Annotated in this window: 11 protein-coding genes and 2 pseudogenes; 3 read left to right on the forward strand and 10 right to left on the reverse strand. The window is 53.7% G+C overall.

Annotation, left to right across the window (positions count from 1 at the left end):
* Positions 1-362: 362 nt before the first annotated feature.
* From ACR0I0_RS19040 to ACR0I0_RS19055, 4 genes are all read right to left on the reverse strand, one after another.
* Complete coding sequence (locus ACR0I0_RS19040; RefSeq protein WP_171724059.1) at positions 363-1,607, reverse strand: DUF3179 domain-containing (seleno)protein; 1,245 nt, start codon at positions 1,605-1,607, stop codon at positions 363-365.
* Positions 1,608-1,666: 59 nt separating this feature from the next.
* Positions 1,667-3,334: a sulfatase-like hydrolase/transferase gene (locus tag ACR0I0_RS19045; RefSeq protein WP_171724060.1), complete on the reverse strand. Its 1,668-nt coding sequence runs from the start codon at positions 3,332-3,334 to the stop codon at positions 1,667-1,669.
* Between the two features lie 101 nt (positions 3,335-3,435).
* Positions 3,436-5,073, reverse strand: coding sequence for a sulfatase-like hydrolase/transferase (locus tag ACR0I0_RS19050; protein ID WP_171724061.1), 1,638 nt, complete (start codon positions 5,071-5,073; stop codon positions 3,436-3,438).
* A 1-nt stretch (position 5,074) separates the two neighbouring features.
* Positions 5,075-5,353 carry a hypothetical protein gene (locus tag ACR0I0_RS19055; RefSeq protein WP_170347524.1) on the reverse strand — a complete coding sequence of 93 codons (279 nt, stop codon included), beginning with the start codon at positions 5,351-5,353 and terminating at the stop codon, positions 5,075-5,077.
* A 122-nt stretch (positions 5,354-5,475) separates the two neighbouring features.
* Here ACR0I0_RS19055 and ACR0I0_RS19060 point away from each other — a divergent pair, with 122 nt between their 5' ends.
* From ACR0I0_RS19060 to ACR0I0_RS19070, 3 genes are all read left to right on the forward strand, one after another.
* Positions 5,476-6,792 carry a tetratricopeptide repeat protein gene (locus ACR0I0_RS19060; RefSeq protein ID WP_216600164.1) on the forward strand — a complete coding sequence of 439 codons (1,317 nt, stop codon included), beginning with the start codon at positions 5,476-5,478 and terminating at the stop codon, positions 6,790-6,792.
* 1,264 nt (positions 6,793-8,056) lie between these two features.
* Positions 8,057-12,511, forward strand: coding sequence for a Tle-like phospholipase domain-containing protein (locus tag ACR0I0_RS19065; RefSeq protein ID WP_480492525.1), 4,455 nt, complete (start codon positions 8,057-8,059; stop codon positions 12,509-12,511).
* Complete coding sequence (locus ACR0I0_RS19070; RefSeq protein WP_480492526.1) at positions 12,508-13,779, forward strand: peptidoglycan-binding domain-containing protein; 1,272 nt, start codon at positions 12,508-12,510, stop codon at positions 13,777-13,779. Before ACR0I0_RS19065 ends, ACR0I0_RS19070 begins: the two co-directional genes overlap by 4 nt.
* 51 nt (positions 13,780-13,830) lie before the next feature.
* Here ACR0I0_RS19070 and ACR0I0_RS19075 read toward each other — a convergent pair.
* The 6 genes and pseudogenes from ACR0I0_RS19075 to ACR0I0_RS19100 form a co-directional block, all read right to left on the reverse strand.
* A pseudogene (locus ACR0I0_RS19075) lies at positions 13,831-14,031 on the reverse strand (transposase); the annotation flags it as partial.
* A pseudogene (locus ACR0I0_RS19080) lies at positions 14,030-14,143 on the reverse strand (IS5/IS1182 family transposase); the annotation flags it as partial. The pseudogenes ACR0I0_RS19080 and ACR0I0_RS19075, both read right to left, overlap by 2 nt.
* 538 nt (positions 14,144-14,681) lie before the next feature.
* Positions 14,682-15,491 carry an NAD-dependent epimerase/dehydratase family protein gene (locus ACR0I0_RS19085; protein ID WP_480492527.1) on the reverse strand — a complete coding sequence of 270 codons (810 nt, stop codon included), beginning with the start codon at positions 15,489-15,491 and terminating at the stop codon, positions 14,682-14,684.
* Complete coding sequence (locus tag ACR0I0_RS19090) at positions 15,479-16,381, reverse strand: hypothetical protein (RefSeq protein WP_480492528.1); 903 nt, start codon at positions 16,379-16,381, stop codon at positions 15,479-15,481. Before ACR0I0_RS19090 ends, ACR0I0_RS19085 begins: the two co-directional genes overlap by 13 nt.
* Positions 16,382-16,432: 51 nt before the next feature.
* A complete protein-coding gene (locus tag ACR0I0_RS19095) occupies positions 16,433-17,428 on the reverse strand; it encodes a substrate-binding domain-containing protein (RefSeq protein ID WP_480492529.1) in 996 nt (331 codons plus the stop codon).
* A gap of 56 nt (positions 17,429-17,484) precedes the next feature.
* Positions 17,485-18,471 carry an ABC transporter permease gene (locus tag ACR0I0_RS19100; RefSeq protein WP_174818509.1) on the reverse strand — a complete coding sequence of 329 codons (987 nt, stop codon included), beginning with the start codon at positions 18,469-18,471 and terminating at the stop codon, positions 17,485-17,487.
* Position 18,472 lies beyond the last annotated feature (1 nt).

Below are 18,472 nucleotides of genomic sequence, written 5' to 3' on the forward strand. Positions count from 1 at the left end.
CGGTCAACCAGAAAAGATCAGACATGTTCACCGCTCGGTTTTCAGCCGTGAATCATGCCGCTCGCTGAAAATCAATGGGTCCTGACCCTAGGTTTTCCAATGCATCAGAAAAACTGAGTGTACCGTCCAGTGTCCCCATGGGGGTGCTTAAGGATGTTTCTGTTTCCGGCATGAACAGATAAATCGTGGCCTCGTAGGACCAATCGGATTGTTGTGCCGCAGCCGTTGTGGCTGCCGATGCCGATAGCGTTGCCGCGCATAAGCAACTTTTCACCCATAGTGACGAAAACATTCTGTTCCTCCCGACAAACATACAAGTTTCAATAAATTGTCGTTGGTTTGAAATTGTGTGGTCCTGATTTTCATTCCGCAGCTTCTTCCGTCGCCATCGAACTGTTGCCGACGCGATTGATATCTGTGTTCGGGAAAAACTCGGACCAAACGTGCCAGAATACGCCTGCGCGCAGGGTTTCTACACGTTTTAGCTGACCCTGATCCGAGTGACCCCAGAAATCGCATTTGGCCACCGGTTGACCCGAGTCGTTATACCAAACGCCCAGGCTTTCATATTTCGGATCCAGGCTGACCACGACATCCCGTCCTCCGACTTTGGCGGTCACGATCCAGTTGTTCTCGATGATGAAATCGTCGGTCCAGCAAGCGACATCTTGACCAATCGTAATTCCCCAGACGTAGGTTTTGTTCGGCAACCGGTGGTCTGAACGATCCATGTTGTCCATCACAGGAGCGTCTTCCTGATGTTGGCGTCCGATGCCCCAGCCAAAGGTGATCTCGGTCATCATGTCCAGCAGACGCAGCAAAGGGTTCGTGGATGGTTTGTTCAGAAACACCTCACCTTCTGGATAGGCTTTCTGAAACCCGCGGAATGTCATTCGAAAGGTGGGCCAAGGCCTCATTTGCGCTTCGGGCCGGAGAGGGCAAGCAGGACCCTCGGAGTTGGGGTCGCGATCCGCCTCGCGAAAACCGTAGATATGCTGGATCGGATCGCCCGTGTCGTTGTCACGCAGTATCAAGTTGTTGCCATGCTGGGCCAGAACCTCAAGGTTCAGGCGCCGTCCTTCTATTCGCGGTGTGTACCCCTGACCCAGATTGGCCATCGCGCAGTAAGTCATTACCACATCCTCGCCCCCCAGCCCATCTACATCGCCCGCCAAATGAGGGCGCATGATCTGCGCATCCGGGTGCGCGCGCGCGTGACCATTGTGTTCGATGACGATGACTGGCGCTGTTGGACCGACATATTTTCGCGCTTCCTCGATAGAAAAATACTGGGCGTCGTTGAGCTGGTTTCTCAGGCCCAAATGCACCCACACATAGGGAAACCCATAAAGAAGCAAGGTCAGCGCAGCCGTTACAAGCCAAAGCCAGAAAGGGCCGCCCCCCAAAAGGAAATGTGCAAGGGTTGCCACTACAAATCCGCCCAGGCCAATGCCAATCAGGCGGTATTCATGCCGGATAAAGCGCACCATATTCTCGCGCTTTACTTTCAGCAGCATTTGCGAGACATCGCCAAGGTCGCGGAAATAGACAAACCCGATTCCGAGTGACACGATCAATCCCAGTGCGAAAATTATGCTACCAACCATGCTGAGATCCTCGATTTTGGTGATTACAGTCCTTCGCGGTTCATTACGAAAGAACAGGCCTACTTCTGGGGCGACGCGCGCTTGATCATGAAAGCTTCAACGGCTTGCTGTGTCTCGGGACGAATGTTCTCAATCCCCTCATAAGGCATGCCGTAGGCGGGCGGAGTATCGGGGTATTTCTCTTTCCGCGCCTTGTGGCGGCCCAGTATACGTACGAATTCCTGCCCACCCCAAGACCCGACTTCGGTTGAGACCGAGTATTCTTCGCGGGTGTCGCGGTAAAGATCGAAGAATTTTGCTAAAATTGCGCTCTCGCCGGGTCCCGGCAGTTTGAGCTTAAGCTGATCCTTAACGATCGCCTCGGGTTTCGCGACCGAATAGATGATCACGTGATCGCGTCGCGCTTTCGATTCATCCGCGAACAGTAGCGCCGCCGACTGATCGACACCATCGACCAGACGATCCCTTGGGATGAATCCATCCGCCCCGGCAAAGCGCGAGATCGTGGTATAGAGGTCCGAAACATGAATGATGCTGTTTAACAACCCGTCAGCTTCAATCATGCCCGGCCAGCGGATGAAGGCGTCCACGCGCACGCCACCTTCAGTCGTGTCGCCTTTACCGCCCGCGTAAATCAGTGGGGTAAACCCGGATTGCGGCGCGTATTTGGTAAAATGCCCATTGTCGCCCATAACCACAACGATGGTGTTTTCGCTGAGCCCTAGATCATCCATGCGCGCGAACAGATCACCCAGCCACTGATCCAGTAGCTGCATCTTGTCGACATACAAGCCGCCATTCGCGCTTTCCGGCCCGTCACGGCCGGCGCGGGTATTGTCCAGCGGGATCATCGGCCAATATTGCAGGAAGAAGGGCGCGTCCCCAGTTGCAAGGCGTTCCAGTTCCTGAAGTGTTTTATCCTGAAACGCCTGGTTCATTTCGTCGTATTTTTCGGCGTTCCAGCGTTCTCCGGCTTCCATGCGGATTTCGCGAATGGCGCCGCCGGTCTCGCCCTCGATGACGGTCATCATCGCCGAGGCATCCGGTCGGAACCAGCCGTCCAGTGTGTATTTATCCTCATAGTCCCGGATCGCGACCGAGACCTGTTCTTTGATCGCATCATCATTAAAGATTGTCAGCTGGCCCTGCTGGTGGATGGCGTGCTGGGCATAGTCAAAACCCTGATTCATCGCCCAGCTTTCGGCAATATCGCCCATATGCCACTTGCCGACGTGGCTGGTTGCATATCCTGCCTGTTTCAAGACTTCGGCCAGCGTCACTTCATTATCGGGCAATCCAAAGCCAGCGATATCGACGGTCGTATCACCCATTCCCATACGCACGGGCAAGCGGCCGGTCATTTGTGCCACGCGAGTCGGGGTGCAGGACGGTTCAGTATACATCCGAACCATACGCAACGCTTCGTCCGAAAAGTCGTTGATGTTCGGAGTGTCGTACCCACGGACAGCGTTGAGCTCGGGTATACCCATATCGCCAAAGCCCATATCGTCAATCAGAACGCTGACGATATTTGGGGGTTGCCCATTGTTGCCGTCACGAAAAGCGGCCAAAGCCTGATCAACGGCAGCGTCATCCTGCACCCATTGTTCCGCGCGTTGGGCTTGCAGAATATAAAACTCAGCATCGTGTTGAATAGGGTCGTCCTGAGCCTGCAAAGGTGGGGCGGCAATGCCTGCACACAAAACCATAAGCCATTGTAGTTTCATTCCATCTCCCCCAGGGTTCGAAGCCGAGCTTCGGTTTTTGACTTCGATGTGATTACCATCAGTAACATCGATATATTCGAATAATTACTAAATTTGTGATCTCACTGCCAACTCGTGAATACGTCGCGGGTCAGTTCGGATTCCGGGCGCAGGTTTTCAATGCCTTCATAAGGTGTACCTTTGCCAATCTCTGAATGCGGATACTTGGCGATCATCTTCTGGTGACGCTTGATCATATCTTGAAAAGATGCCCCGGCCCAAAGCGAGTAGCCCACCAAAGGGTGTTCCTCTCGGGGGTCCCTATAAATATTATAAGTCGGAGCAGCCGCGCCGGGTTGACCGGGGGCAGGAAGATGCATCTTGAACTCCTGCTTGACGACCGAGCGCAAGACAGGTCCTTCGTAGATATAGACATAGTCGCGCCGCCCATTTCCCTCGCCGTTCAACAGCAAGGCCGTCTGGTCGATGCCGTCTATTACGCGGTCCCTTGGGATAAAGTCTGTGGCTCCGGCAATTCGCGCCATCGTGGTGAAGATATCTGAGACGTGAAAGATGTCACCGGCTGCGCTGTTGGCTTCGATCACACCGGGCCAGCGAATGAACGCATCGGTTCTTACGCCGCCTTCAAGATGCTGGGTTTTGCCACCGCGATAGATCAGCTGGTTCAGACCGGATGAGCCTTCGTAGTGATACATCAGGCCATTATCCGCCATCAAAACAACAATTGTGTTGTCCGCTTTGCCAGATTCTTCAAGCTTGGCCAAAAGATCTCCGATCCAACCATCAAGCAGTTGCAGCTTGTCGGCATGAAAACCGCCATTTCGTGAAATTGCCTGATCCGGGTAGACGAAGTTCAACGGGTAAAGCGGCCAGTATTGTAAGAAGAATGGCGCATCCTCGGAAGCGACGCGTTCAAGTTGCTCCAACGCCTGCCGTTGATATCGTTCGTTCATCTCTTCATATTTGGTCTGCGTCCACACTTCACCGGCTGACATTTCTACTTCCTGGGCGGGTCCACCGGCTTCGGCCTCGACACCGGTGACAAGGCCGTATGGCTTGAACCGTTCATCCAGCAGGAACTGATTGTTCTGCCCCTCGGGCACATAGCCGAGCATAGTGTTGGACCGCATTGCCTCGGGGGTCATGAGGCTCAGCTGTACTTGCTGGTGTAGTGGAAATGCGGCCCAGTCGAACCCTTGGTTATGTGGGTACGATTGTTCAATGTCGCCTTGGTGCCATTTTCCGACATGCGCCGTATTGTAGCCGACCTGTTTCAGTATCTCCGGCAATGTCACTTCGCTGGCCGGAAGGCCCTCTCCGACCAAAGCCACTTTGACCTCTTCCACACCGGCGCGAATTGGGTGGCGCCCGGTCAGCATGGCAGTGCGTGTGGGAGTGCAGGAAGGTTCGGTATACATGCGCATCAGCGACAAACCTTCGGTGGCCAATTGATTGATGCTGGGTGTCTCGATCCCCATGACGTAATTCATCTTGCGGTCACCCATCTGACCAAAGCTGACGTCATCAATCAGGATGTAGAGGAGGTTAGGGGGCTTATCGCCATTGGCCGCACGAATTTCGGCCAGCTTGGCGTCGACTTCAACGTCTTGTGCATCCCATGCCTCACCAAACTGCGCGCGGAGGAATTCAAACTCGCCGTCATGAACAATTGGGGTTTCCTGAGCAAGCACGGAGCCAGCACCAATCAACAACGTAGGCAAGATATATCTAAGTTTCATGTCAAACCTCCAAATCTTTGTTCCGTACCGATTCCGCACGCGCGCCCTGAGCCCGCAGGTGTCCGTCAATACTGCTGCGCAGGTCCGAGAGGCTTTCTGCCAGATCCGCGAGATAGCGCATCTGTAGAACTGAATGCGACTTTGGCGGCATCGCCATTTCTGCGAAGACCTCTTTGTAGTCGCGACAAATTTGATCGAACTCTTGGTCTTTTTCCCGCAGGTTCCGTAGCAGACGACCCGCTTTGGGAAATTGAGATTCAAAGAATTCATCATCCGTCATTGGCAGCGCTTTTTAGGCATTCTCCCTCTAAGCATGCATCCAAAAGAATATGTATTGCACGTTTCAAGCCGCATGCTACGGTAGCAACGTGACGTCAAACCCTTATTGTGAAAGGATAGTTTTTGAACGTCAGCGTGGGCAATCAGGGCCAGACTGGTACTCAATCGTTCTCGGGCGAGCAGTTGCGTGCCGCGTTGGACAAGGTTCTGAGGTCGGATGAATTCAAAGGATCCGCCCGCATGCGATCATTCCTATCTTACGTGGTGACGGAAACGCTGGAGGGTCGTTCCGACGAAATACGTGCCAAGACCATTGCGATGGATGTTTATGGATACGACGCGGATGAGTTATTGAAACGCGAGGGCGTCGTGCGTGTGGATGCCGGGCGTGTTCGGCGAAAGCTGCAATCTTATTATGACGGTAAAGGGATTGCTGACGAATTGGTTATCTCACTGCCCGTCGGGGGTTACGCACCCGAATTTTTGCCGGGCTCCAGTCGAAGCAGACGAAGCTTACGCGGAAGGCGACGGGCTACCGCAGTCGTTATCTCGCTTTCACTATTAATAGTCAGCATTCTTTTTGGTGTCCTGATTGGCCGCAATTCGCAATCTGTAGCACCCAAAACCGGCAAAACTGCAATCTACGACGTGTCACCTGCCCGTGTCGAGGCAATGAACCTAAGCGACGCAGGCCGGGATCTGATTTTCCCTGTTACGGATCTGGCCCGGCTTCAGCCCGCGTTGTTGATTTTTAAAACAGCGATTGAACGAGACCCGTTATATTACGGGGGATATGCTGGTGCTTCTCAGGTCGAAACAATGCTCGCCATTATGCAATCGGGCAAGCCCGGTTCAGACGAGTTTTTGCACGCAGCGGACAAGAATAGTGCTTACGCTTTGGAAATGGCTCCGAATGCACCTTGGCCGCTTTCAGCGCGAGCCTGGTTTGAATTTGGGGTGGGCAATTATGAAAGCGCGGTTGGATTATCCCAAAGGGCCGTAGACTTGGCACCCGATGATTCACATGTTGCTGAATTCGACGCCCTGATCTCCCTTTACACGTCCGATTTTGATCGGGTTCTGTCGCAATCAGTGAGATATAGAGCACTGGCCCAAAACGGTGGAGGGCTAGTTTTTGACAACGCATTGGGTGCGGCTCAGTTCCACACGGGAGACTATGCTGCCGCAATCCGAACGTTTGATAAAACAATATCTCGCGGTGGGCCGTTCGGACCAATTTCCGCAGCTTACCTTATGGCAGCCCACTGGAGGAACGGAGAACAAGCTGAGGCACAGCGGCTTGCAAGAGTATTTTCGGACACTTGGCCAAGCTTCCCCCTCGAAAAACTAAAGGCTCGGGTGTTTGTAGACCCACAGCCAGTTCAAGAGCTGATCAGTGCAATGATAGCTGCAGGTTGGTCAGGACCCGCCAAGCCCTGACGATTTTCTATAGGGTTTGTAATAATTCGTTCAGAGGCATGCGCTTCCAAGGAGGAGGTGCGTTGGTTGTGAAGTGGACGAACCTCCAGACGAGATCAAAACAAAGTTCATCGATACCGAATGGGTGTGTGATGGACAGACAAAGGTCTGCTCTTGGCTCCCGATGAGATAATCTTTGCACTCGCAGCGAACTTCTGCTTCCCGCCCTTTCTTCCAGTTGTTGCTGATTGCAGTATCGGTCAAAGTGGGCTCGCTGCCGACTTTCTCTGCGACGGGCCCGAGCTGGTGCGTAGAGCCCATTGCTGCCGTCGACCAAGCTTTCGCCTTTTGCATGCGCAGCACGTCGTAATCCGCGTATTCCGGACGTTCCCAGGCGCTTCACAGATGGCAGGGCAGCGGACAGAGCAGCCTTTTGCAGCAGCGGTTATTGCTAACGCAGCATCGCTTCGCTCGTGCAGCACCAACAAATCTGCGTTGCAGCCCAAGTCGCCAGAACGGTCATTGTCGGCCATCCCGGGGGTTCAAATCCAAACCGCTATTTCGCCGCTCACAGCAAGGCGAAACATCAGCGACATCCATCAATACCTTGGAAGCGGTTTTGTCCTTGGCCTCGAACCGAACTATTGCGGCGGTACGACCGTAGGTCCGGTCTGAACTGGCGAACGGCAGACGCCGTCTGCCAATATCGTTCAAATGTCGATCTTCTCAGCAATGCTTAGGGCGTCCTCAAGTTCGCCACCAAGCTATAGCACAGTGTTGTCATATCTTGACTCTTAACTCGGAAAGCTCCACCGCCACGCCTCTCTGTTTCATAGTGTTGGTCCAATTGATCTCGCGCGGTGTCTTCTATTTTCGTTGCGGATACCACGGGCTGCAACGATCCTTGTAGGTTAGTGCAAAGAGTTTTTTTTGCATCGCTCAGCCAAGACGACAACCGACTGTAAAATCGGCATTACAAAGCTCGCTAAATTCACGTGTGCGGACAGGAGGTCCGCGTTCAGCATGCCCGGAGGGTGTTGTGTATTGTCTATCAGATGCCATCGCAGAACCCCCGGCTGAAGTCATCAAACATTCACCCCTCGAAACATATGACCGTCCTCCAGCGCGTCAGAGATGCATTTGGTCGGCTCCAGCTGAATCGCCATCAGTGCACTAGCTTCACTGCGCGCTTGCGTCTGCGCAGTCTGTCGGCGGTCAGGTGCTATATTTCAATATTGTCTGATAACAGTTGATTTTTGCGGATAACGATCGTTCCCTACATAGGATGCTTGAAGAGACGAAATTTTTTCCGAGGTTAGTTCAGATGAAGCCTCTTCCGTATTTGGGGTGCCTGATTTTTTCAATTGTGTTTTGCTCTGGGGTTTTTGCTCAAAATACCTCAGAGGACGTTAACGAGCTATTTGTTGAAGCGCTCAAAACCCATCGTCTTGCTATGGAGCAAGACGGCGAGAAGCGAGCAGAAAGCTTGCTTCAAGTACTTCAACTCTTCAGTCAGGTTTCGGCAAATTACCCTGATCACCGTCTCGCTGGACTGATCAAGCGCCGCACAATCCCAAATGTAAATTTTGACGAACTCATCCCGGTCGGTTGGAACGAAGGAAAACGTGGCATCGCACGCGACCTTCTTGCGGCTTACGATAACGATATTGATGTCATGCGCTCTGTTGGTAACGCCGCGGTCTATGCACTTTTGTCAGCCGCGACCTACGACCATGAGGATGGCCAAACAGCGAAGGAACGTGCCCGCCAATTGGGATGGACTGAAAGTGACATACCGGCAGCAGATTCATTCATCGTGGGCGGCGCGAAAGCGTCTCTGTTCACCAAAGGGAACCTTGCTGTTCTGGCATTCAGAGGTTCGACAACAACTGGGGATTGGATCACAAACGGCAGCACTGTTATTCCGGTCCCGCTTGCAGGTGAGCAAGTCATTGATGCAATTTCTCTGGCGGTCGCATTCAGAGAGAATCACCCGAACCTAGTACTGACAGGCCATTCTTTGGGAGGGCGCCTGGCTCAAGCGAGTCGCCGCGTCATTGATGTTCCCGCATATGTTTTCAACTCCGCGCCTGTTGGCCTGCCAGAGCTGAGTGTTCTGGGAGTTGCCAATTTGATCGCAAACCCGCAGGCACCATTGCAGCGATTCCGGCATCCGCAGGATCAGCTCAGCGGCGTTGCGCCGGCAAATGACATTGAAGTTGAAAACATCTTTGAAGCATCAAACATACTCACCTTGAATCCGCTTAACAACGCGACAAAAACCTACTTCCATGACATCGACGTTCTTTACCGGGCTATGGAAAATGTACGTCAAGCACACGACCTTGGGTGGCTAAGCGCCTATCTCATAGATTTACCACTGCCAGATGGCGGCGACGCGACAGAAGAGATCATCGTGGCAGATGGGCAAAGATGGGGGCCGTCAATTGTTCCGGCAGACACCGTTGAATTAGGTTATCGCCCTTGCGGTGATCGCACTGACATTAGGCGCTGTTTGGAAGAAAAAGGACTTGGTAAAGACGCAATCGATTTCTCTTTTGCCGTGGCCGGAGATTTGGTTGGCGAAGTCTTCGCCAAGGACTTTCTCGAGGCAGGCGAGATTGATGTGGCCCATGTCGAGTTCAATGGAGCTTCGCCACATCGCTGGCCGATCTTGCTGAACGGTTCTGTTGGGGAAATCACTCTAGAGACGACCAACGACCTTGCGGCAGTATTCACTGATCCAACGAGCCGAAAGATGTTGGGGCAGTTCCCGCAGGCAATCAGTAGATCGGCGCAAATTCGGTCTAATCGATTGTTGGAAGATGGGACGCAGCGTTTTGTCTTAGTTGAAACCATCATCGACGGTTGCAGGGCGTGCCCGATCCTCGGCAACGCTGTAACGTTCCTTGAAATCGGGCCGGCAACAGGCGGGACCTTAAAGCGCACACCCATTGGCCTCTCAATAAGAGACCCGAGCGATAATGTGGATCTTTCACATCAGGTGTTGCGGGAGCGCCCGGACAGCCTTCAAACGATACTCAATGTCCTTGGCTACAATGCGGGTGAAATGGACGGATATCCCGGCCCCCAAACACGAAACGCCTTAATGGCTTTTCAAGCAGAGCGATGCCTGCCGGCAACCGGGCAACCAGATAGCGCGACAGCCGCAGCAATTGTTGCTGCCGACGGATTTGAAATGCCCTGTTCAGGAAAGCAAGTTCCAAATGGTGTGGCTGCAAACACGCCACTACTTGCGGGCAAGTATGTTCGCGACCTGGCACAATGCGAGCAACACGAGAACTGGGATCTGCTTTGGGAACAGATCTTCATAAATGGAACCGGCATAACACTGGGTCACGAAAATCCATGCGAAACCAGGCGTACCGACATTCGAAACGGCGTAACCCTGTTTCGCGGGTCTTGTAGTTGGGTCGATGCGACAAGGGAAGCAAGTTGGCGTTTAGACCTGCGTTCCAACTCCGAGTTCGTCTTTCTGAGTCAGGAGAATACCTTCGGCAATCTTGAACCCGCGCTTTACAAGCGCTGTGAAGACCTGAAAACAGAAGTCGGCGGGGCGAAAGCCGCTTCCGCGCCAACTGAAGATGGAACCTCAAGTGGGATCACATTTGTGTTCCAAAAAGAGGAACTCGACCAGGTCGCCGCATTGTCGAACGATGGCGAGCTGCGGTCCACAGGCTTCAATGTGGAAATCTCGGATGACCTGTCCGTGAACTGCACGCATTGGGTGCCCCAAGGTGCAGGTGCGCCTTCTGAATACGGCATAACAACTTGGGATGCGCTGCTGCCCAAGTTGCAATGTAATGTATGGTCAGACAATGGAGACGGCTCGTCGGGACTTGTCCCGAATACTCAGGTAACCGCGTCTTTCGACACAGCAAGTCATGCGATGGTTTTGACCCTGGATGACACCGAAGTGTTCCTGTTCGCACGCCAAGGCAGCCAAGCACCCTGTGTTTTTTCTGTTCAGAACCAGGTACATCAGTACAAGAGAGAGTGGCAGGTGGAATGCCAGGTTGGGTACAAAGAGACTGAAACCGCTCACTTTGAACCGGAACGCGGATCGGAACTTCGAAAAAACATCCTTGAGGCTGTAAGACCGATCGCCGAAGAACACTTCGGACCGCCTGTTGAATTCGTTGTGAACACTATGCGCGTGCTAAACGGCAAAGCCTATGTCGAGTTCTCGGCGCAAAGACCAAACGGCGTGCCCATCGACATCCGCTCAACGCCTGCGGCTGGTCGTGGCGCAGTCGATTTTGGTGTTGGGAACGCCCATGTTGTTTCCGGTTTCCTCACCGAGCAAGAAGGTGACTGGAGACCGAGTGATATTGTCATACAAGCTACAGAGGCATGGTGGGTCGGAAATTGCACCGGCTTGGAAGGACTAATGCCAGAAACATGTGGCAGCCGAGACAGCGAGTCTCGTCCAATTCAACCCGCAGGAGCAGAGATATCTTCGACACCCGCAGCAATTCCTAACTGCGCGGCCGAATGGGTAACCACCTCCAACGGATGCAAAGCCTGTGTTGAGCGTCCAGAAGGTTGGCTCAGGTACATGCAAAAAACGGCGGACCCAAGCACCCGGTGGAGCGGCGCGTGCGAGAATGGGCTGATTGAAGGACAAGGGGTCCTGACTTGGTATTCCGGCGAAGACGAAGGGTGGCGGACGATTTTTAACGCACGATATCCCGCCGTTGCCGGAGTGCCCGCATTTGAACTCAGACCGAGTGACGTCACGGTCCGATATGCGACCAACCTGTCAGATGGCACTGTCGGCTACGGCAAAGAATGTATCGCCGTCTCGGATGCAGTACACGATGTCTCTCCGCTTCTTTTGATTGTGGATGCGAGCATTCCGCTGGCAAACCCCGAGGTGCATAAAGTGGTCATGGAAGAGGCTCAGCGGATCGCTCTTGCGGATTGCGAGAAAGAGCGTCAGCGCGTCAGCATTCGCAAGGAAGTTTCGCGTTTTAAGGTTTATTCAATCAATTTCGCACGTTCTAACCATCCCCGAATAAAGCCGTTTGTTGATACCGATCGGCCTATCCCGGGCGGGGATCTTTATCGCATCTTGCCGGGTTGCGGATTCCGCCCGTGGCTTTCGGGCATTTCTGAGTGTTTTAAGGAAAATCCAATTACCAATGAAATCCGCCAACAGGTGATTGCAACCAACCAGTCAAGGGCCCAAGCCATCCGCCAAGCGGAACGGTTGCGCGCAGAGCAAGCGGCCCAAGCGGAGAAAGCGAGGCAGCAAGCCAGGATTGCCGCGATCCGGCAAGAGATCGAGCAGAACTGGGCGGCGCACATGGACGATGTGTTCACGGGACAATACGTGATCCAAAACGTCGGCGACCTGCTTCAGTACAACAAAGCCCGCGCGATATCCCTTCTGTCACAGGGGGTCACACTACAACTCGCCACCGCGAATATGAACTTTCAGGATGGAACGGTAATCATCTCGCATGAACATGATCCGACCGATGTCCTGAAACCTGTCCGAGACGCCGCTCGCGCCGAAATGGGCACTTGGGAGCAGTGGTTCGACACAACTGCCAGTGTGGGGCGGGACTATTCAGGACCTAGTATCAACGTAACGTGTCGGCTTGACGCCAGCGCCCTTGAACAACTCGACGGAAAAAGCACCGCCCGTTTTTCTGCCACTATGCAGTCGTTGAACGGTCGGTCAGCGATCTTTGATTGTGAACTGAAACGGTGACCGATGTGTTTAGATCAAGAGTTAATCTCGTGTGGTCCGGTGTCATCTGGCTTGCTTTGTGTGGCTTCGCCCTCGCCCAACACGACTTGGACGCAGTACTGACGGATTTGAAAGCCGTACAAGCGAACGAGAACGCTTCCGTAGATGAACTACGTGCTGCAGTCGCCAAAGTTCAGCGTATTGTAGATGACTTTCCAGCCTCAGATGCCGCCGTCAGTGTCTTGCTTGGAGAAAATTATAAGGGGATCGTGTTTGGCGCTTTCGAACAGAGACTGACAGCAGCCCTTGAAACCCTCGACGATCTTGATCAAGCCCAGGCACAGCTCGGGTCAAATGACAAAGAAGCCTGCCTGACGTCCGCAATTGCAGATCGATCTGGTGTCCGCATGCTAATTGGGTTTTCTACAGACGCGGGCGGCAACCTAGCCGATCTCCCTGAGATCATAGAGCCAAAGAAACCAAATTCTGAGGATCGTTTGCAGTATCTGGGAATAGTTGCTGCTCTTGAAAAATGTGCGCCTTATCAAAATAGCGGCTCACCCTATCAATTGAAACTGTCCGACGCCGGTCGCCTGTCTCTTTTAGAGGTGACGCCGTCGCCGGCAGAGAATGACAGTGATGCGGGGGCCATCGGGGTTGAAGCTGCTGTTACGCTACCTGTCGGCTCAGAAAGTACCGAAAAGGGCCTGGGCCTGGACAAACAAGCTATTCGGGATATCCAGGCTCGGCTGATGGTGATCGGACACGACCCCAATGGCGTAGATGGTGTGTTGGGAAAAGGAACGCGTTCGGCTATCCAAGCATGGCAGACCACGGTCAGCGCAGAACCGACGGGTTATTTGAACAAGGTCCAGCTCTCAACTCTAAAGACGCAATCTCAAGGCGATTTAGAAGAATGGTTACGCTCGGAAGACAATGCAAAGCTATACGAACCGCCGCCGGTTCTAGCAATTGGTCCGCAGAATATGTCCGGGAACTGGCGCTATACTACGAATTGCGGTTCAAGAAGCCGACTGGGCAGACTTAAGATTACCGGAATCTTCGCTATGCAACACGCCGGGGGCCGAAACTATACCGGGACTCTGTCAAATTCACAGGGATTGCGTGGACGCGTAAGCGCGACTCTCAAGGGGCGTTCCGTATCTGCTGTGACCAACTTTGGGCTTTTGGTTGGTAAGGTGAACTTAAATGCTCGTGTTGACGATTATAAACTGGTGTTGCGGGGTCGCGACTCAAACGGATGCTCTTTCTATGCTTCGAAACGATAGCCAGTAAGGTCGATTTTAGGTCAACCGGTCTAGCCTTCTTTAGGTCAGGAATCATAGCCAGTAGATGATGTTAGCTACCAGTGCTATGGCTGAGAGGAACACCTTTGGGCACCTGTTTTATCGGGTTGCCACTCGCCGCCGATCTTTCAGCCTTCCAAACATGATCTAGATCCGATTGCGACGTTTGTAGCGAAGCTTGTCGTTCTTCACTGGTATTATCCGCTGCTTCCGGCTTGGGATGCACCCGCGTATCGCGCCAGCGCAAACCATTGCGATTAAAGAAGACTTTCCCGCTCAATACACGCCGGTCATCGACACGGGGTTTGCCGTAAGACTTTGGGAAGAAAGGCTCAAGACGCGCCATCTGGGCGCCGGTCCGTCAAAACAGATCAGACATGTTCACCGCTCGTTTTTCGAACCGAGAATCAATCAACCCTGCAGAAATCAATGGGTGCTAAACCTAGGCCGGCAAATTGCAATGCGCGGAACGTGAGTGGCGGGTTCTGCAGCTGCAACGCGGCACCAGATTTTTTTGCTGGCGCGGCAGAATCTACTCTGTGCGCACTCGCAGCACAAAAAGTGAATTTACCGGTGTGGGCTCATCGCAGGCGTTCTATGCACATTGGATCAATGACGGTTATCTGAGGGGTTGAAATGATGGTTCGTTCGGTCCGCAGATAAGGCTCGCACTCAACCAGAGATCGCTTCAGATAACACCCGTTCAGCGACGTTTGCGGTTTGTTATCGAAGTATCAAACATCAATGGTTGCCAAATCTGGCGCTCGTTATGTCGCTGTCCGTCGACCGCGAAGAGGACAACGCTGACCTTTTCAGCGCTTACTTCGATGTGAGGTTTCGGAAACTGATTGCGCGACGCGAAAACAATACCCGGGCCTTGTACTCTACCAATCCGGAAAACGTGTTGTGAAATAGCTGGGGAGCCGGACTGTAAACAGCTGCTGCAGCATTGATCTCAAGGAAATGCCCACTGTTATTTTTGCGGGGCTTCCATCCTTTGGAGAATAGCCAATCGCTTGTCGTGTTTCGGTGATGTCCCAGCGCATACCTGGGTTATCTGACATTAGGTTCAGGGCTGCGAAGGAAATATCCTTGGCATCTATTGCGGCGCGCATTCCGCCTAGAAAGTCCCGATCACTCAACCACATTTCCTGACCCCACCGGCCCATCGCCATGTGTGTGCCGGGTTGGTTGCCGTGAGTCCATTGCGTCCAGCCGATGCGCAAGCAGATGACCGACAGTCCGTGATGCTCGGCGAAATGGGCCCCTGTCCGTTCACAGAATAGCTTTGACATGCCGTAGGCGTTTACTGGCCCTGGTGGTGTCGTGCTGTTGAGCACCTCATGCGTGAACCTTTTGTCGCCGTGAACCCAGTTGGAGCTGGCAAGAACCACGCGGCTGACGCCCATGGCTGCCGCATGGTGATAGAGAGAAAGCGTTGCATCCATATTGTGTTTGATCGCGGAGGCCCAAGTGGCGGAGGGCTCTCGGTCTCCGGCAAGATGCACGATAACGTCCACTCCCTTTAGCAAACTGACCCAACTGCTGTCGTCGGACAGGTCTGCAGTGTGTATGTCGGGATGATCTACGGGGCGAATGTCGATGCCGGAAACGACGTAGTCTGGTTCGCTTTCTAGCGCGTCGAAAAGTTTGCGGCCGAGATGCCCACCAGCGCCTGTGATCAAGACATGCATGACAGGAATTCCTTGTTGATTGTGAGGCCCAATGGCATTTGGGGTGCATTCTCGTCCGCCAAAACGTGAAACTTTTGCCGAAAACTCAGCGTTTCATTCGGTGCGAGCTTGCGTGCCGGGGAGTGCCACTCCGCTTCGCAATAGGCGTAATCGGCTGAATTAAAGACCTCAAACGGATAGTCGTGTGCAAATTGATCACCCTGTTGTGGTTTTGGTACTGAGCACATCAGCAAAGGGGTATCAGCGCCGCACCGTATCAATGTACGACCGTTGGGGTTCGGTACCCCGACCTTGAATTCCTGCTGTCTGTTGCAATCCACAACAATGCCTTTGCCGTGCGTAGCTATCATCCCTTCGGCAGAGCCAAAAACAGGATAAAATGCAGGGTCTTCCAATTCGACACCGATCTTGGTGGGGGTGTTAAGCATCATGACTGACCAAATGCCGGTCAGGCGCGAGGAGGCCCCATGGTTGACCACGATGTGTTCTATTTCCCAGCTTTCCGCCGAGGTCAGCGTGATGCGGCGCGACACCGATAAGTGCGAGGTCGGGCATACTGCGCTGGTCACGTCGATACGAGTGCTGCTTCTTGAAGTGATCTGGTAAGAGCCGCTGTCCAACACGGGAAACGGAGCGCCGTTTATCCATGATGCATCCGGGGCGATCCACGTCTTCTCGCCGCCCCAGAGCGGAAAACCAAATTGTGGAGAGCGTGTGGGCAGATCAGCAAGCCGTGTGTCATCGACATCCAACCCGATGAGATCTGCGTTCTGAAATAGGAGGGAGCGACCTTGGAAGTTTATGTCCCATAAGCGGCCCCCGATGCCGGGCAGGAGTGTCAGCCGCAGATCGTTTTGCTGCAGGTGAAGAACGCTCCATCTGTCCGACATGTACCCCCTCCTATCGGTTCCCGGCGCGACAGAATGCGCCGGGACAATCGCTTAGGTGTGTTTGAACTGGACGACGTTTTCGGCCGTAATCGGCATAACCCCGGTTTCAACACGCTCTGGCAAAGGATTGATGCCAGCCGCCTTCCAATCGGGCAAGACCTTCAGCGCGTCAGTGTTCTGCCAATGCATCATGTGGAAGGCGAGAAAGATCTCAAGATAGGATTTCTGAGCCACAGCGCCGTGAATTGTGCCGTCTTCGATATAGGGAAGCATATCATCATTTCGGTCCATCGCGACGATCTTGATGTCCTTGCGTCCCGCCTCATTGACGGCAATTGCCGCGCCTTTGCCGCTGTCGCCGTCCGTGCCGCCAATGCCAACAATATCCGGGTTCGCCTGAATTGCCTGAAGGTAGGCTGTCGGCGCATAGGACGGGTCGGCCTTATCGTTGACGACGTCGACGACCTCGATATTTGGGTATTTCTCAGCAAAGATTTGTTTGTACCCCTCGACCCGCTCCAACGTGGAGGGGGCAGGGAAAGTGCCGAGGATAACCTTGCCTTTCCCGCCAATCGCTTGCGCGAGCATTTCACCGCCGACACGTCCTGCCTGAACGCCGTTGATACCAAGGAATGTGGACCGGGGGCTGTCGGGAATATCGCCAATACAACATGTGACCGGAATGCCCGCCTCGACCGCACGTTCGACGCCGGGAGCCAGAGTGGCCGGATCACCGGGGAAGATAAGGATGCCTGCGGGACGTCTAGCGATCAGTTCATCCAATTGGCGTGCTTGTGCGGCCGTGTCAAAATCCAAGGGGCCCGTGAATGTGGCCTTGATGCCCATCAGTTCCTCAAGGTCTTCCATTGCATTTCGATAGTCCACCCAGAACGGCACCTGCGTGACGATGGACAGGAACACATACTCCTTGCCGGCCGCTTGCGCCATGGCTTCTTTGGACAGCATGGGCAGTCCGAACGCTGCGGCCAATCCAGCGGTGGTGCCCGCTGTCAGCAGCCTGCGCCGATTCACGTTCAATTCAGTCATCGTAGTCTCCCTGTTTTGGATCTTTGGTTGTTGTTGAGTTTTGGAAAGCTTCGGGATTAGCCCCGTTTGCTTCGGATCAGCATGTCCAAGGCGACCGCTGTAACGAGTACACCGCCGATGACGATCATCTGCCAGTAGATCGATACAGCCAGCATCGTCATAGTGTTGTTGATCAACGCAACGAAAACGACGCCGAGGAAAGCACCAAGAATAGTACCTTCGCCGCCGCGTAGAGATGCGCCACCGATGACAGCCGCTGCCAGAACCTGAAGTTCGATACCGTTTCCTGCCGTGGGCGTGCCGCTCATCAGGCGGGAGGCCAGCAATACACCCGCCAAAGCAGCCAGAATACCGGTCAGTGCGTACAGAATGATACGTACGCGTGTGACATGGATGCCTGACAACATCGCGGCCTTTTCATTGGCGCCGATGAAATAGACCTGACGGAAAAAGCGCGTATGGCGGACGGCCAGGTCAAACAGAACGACGAGCAGAATGGTGAACAAGACGATTACCGGAAAGCCGCCTATGTCAGCTTTGCCGATCCAGGCAAATGATGCCGGCAGGCTTGAGACAGAAAAACCTTCGGTCAGGACAAGAGCGATGCCTCGCGCGATCGACATCGTGCCGAGGGTCGCGATAAGCGGATTGATCCCGAGGCCGGTCACGAGCAAACCGTTGACTACCCCGACAATTCCACCCAACACTAATCCGCATACCACAGCGAGCGGAATTGGCATACCAGTCAAAAGCAGCATGGCTACGACGGTAGAAGACAAAGCCATAACCGATCCAACGGAAAGATCGAACCCGCCGGATGCAAGTAGGATCGCCATACCGATCACGATGATCGCGGTGGGGGCCATGCCCACGGCCACGGCTCGAAAGTTCGAGAAGCTGAGGAAATAGGGATTAACGTTGGACATCACGATGATGATGGCGGCGATCAGAACGATCAGCGTCAGTTCACGAATATCGACAAAAGCTTGTAGAACACGGCGCAGCAGCGGACGCTTCATGGGCAAGTTGGCTTGAGCGGTCATG

This window comes from Ruegeria sp. AG6 (genome assembly GCF_056541565.1).

Excerpts from the sequence above, each read along its gene's own strand:
- ACR0I0_RS19040 (WP_171724059.1), bottom strand. The coding sequence starts at position 1,607 with ATGGTTGGTAGCATAATTTTCGCACTGGGATTGATCGTGTCACTCGGA.
- ACR0I0_RS19045 (WP_171724060.1), bottom strand. The coding sequence starts at position 3,334 with ATGAAACTACAATGGCTTATGGTTTTGTGTGCAGGCATTGCCGCCCCA.
- ACR0I0_RS19050 (WP_171724061.1), bottom strand. The coding sequence starts at position 5,073 with ATGAAACTTAGATATATCTTGCCTACGTTGTTGATTGGTGCTGGCTCC.
- ACR0I0_RS19055 (WP_170347524.1), bottom strand. The coding sequence starts at position 5,353 with ATGACGGATGATGAATTCTTTGAATCTCAATTTCCCAAAGCGGGTCGT.
- ACR0I0_RS19065 (WP_480492525.1), top strand. The coding sequence starts at position 8,057 with ATGCTTGAAGAGACGAAATTTTTTCCGAGGTTAGTTCAGATGAAGCCT.
- ACR0I0_RS19085 (WP_480492527.1), bottom strand. The coding sequence starts at position 15,491 with ATGCATGTCTTGATCACAGGCGCTGGTGGGCATCTCGGCCGCAAACTT.
- ACR0I0_RS19090 (WP_480492528.1), bottom strand. The coding sequence starts at position 16,381 with ATGTCGGACAGATGGAGCGTTCTTCACCTGCAGCAAAACGATCTGCGG.
- ACR0I0_RS19095 (WP_480492529.1), bottom strand. The coding sequence starts at position 17,428 with ATGACTGAATTGAACGTGAATCGGCGCAGGCTGCTGACAGCGGGCACC.
- ACR0I0_RS19100 (WP_174818509.1), bottom strand. The coding sequence starts at position 18,471 with ATGACCGCTCAAGCCAACTTGCCCATGAAGCGTCCGCTGCTGCGCCGT.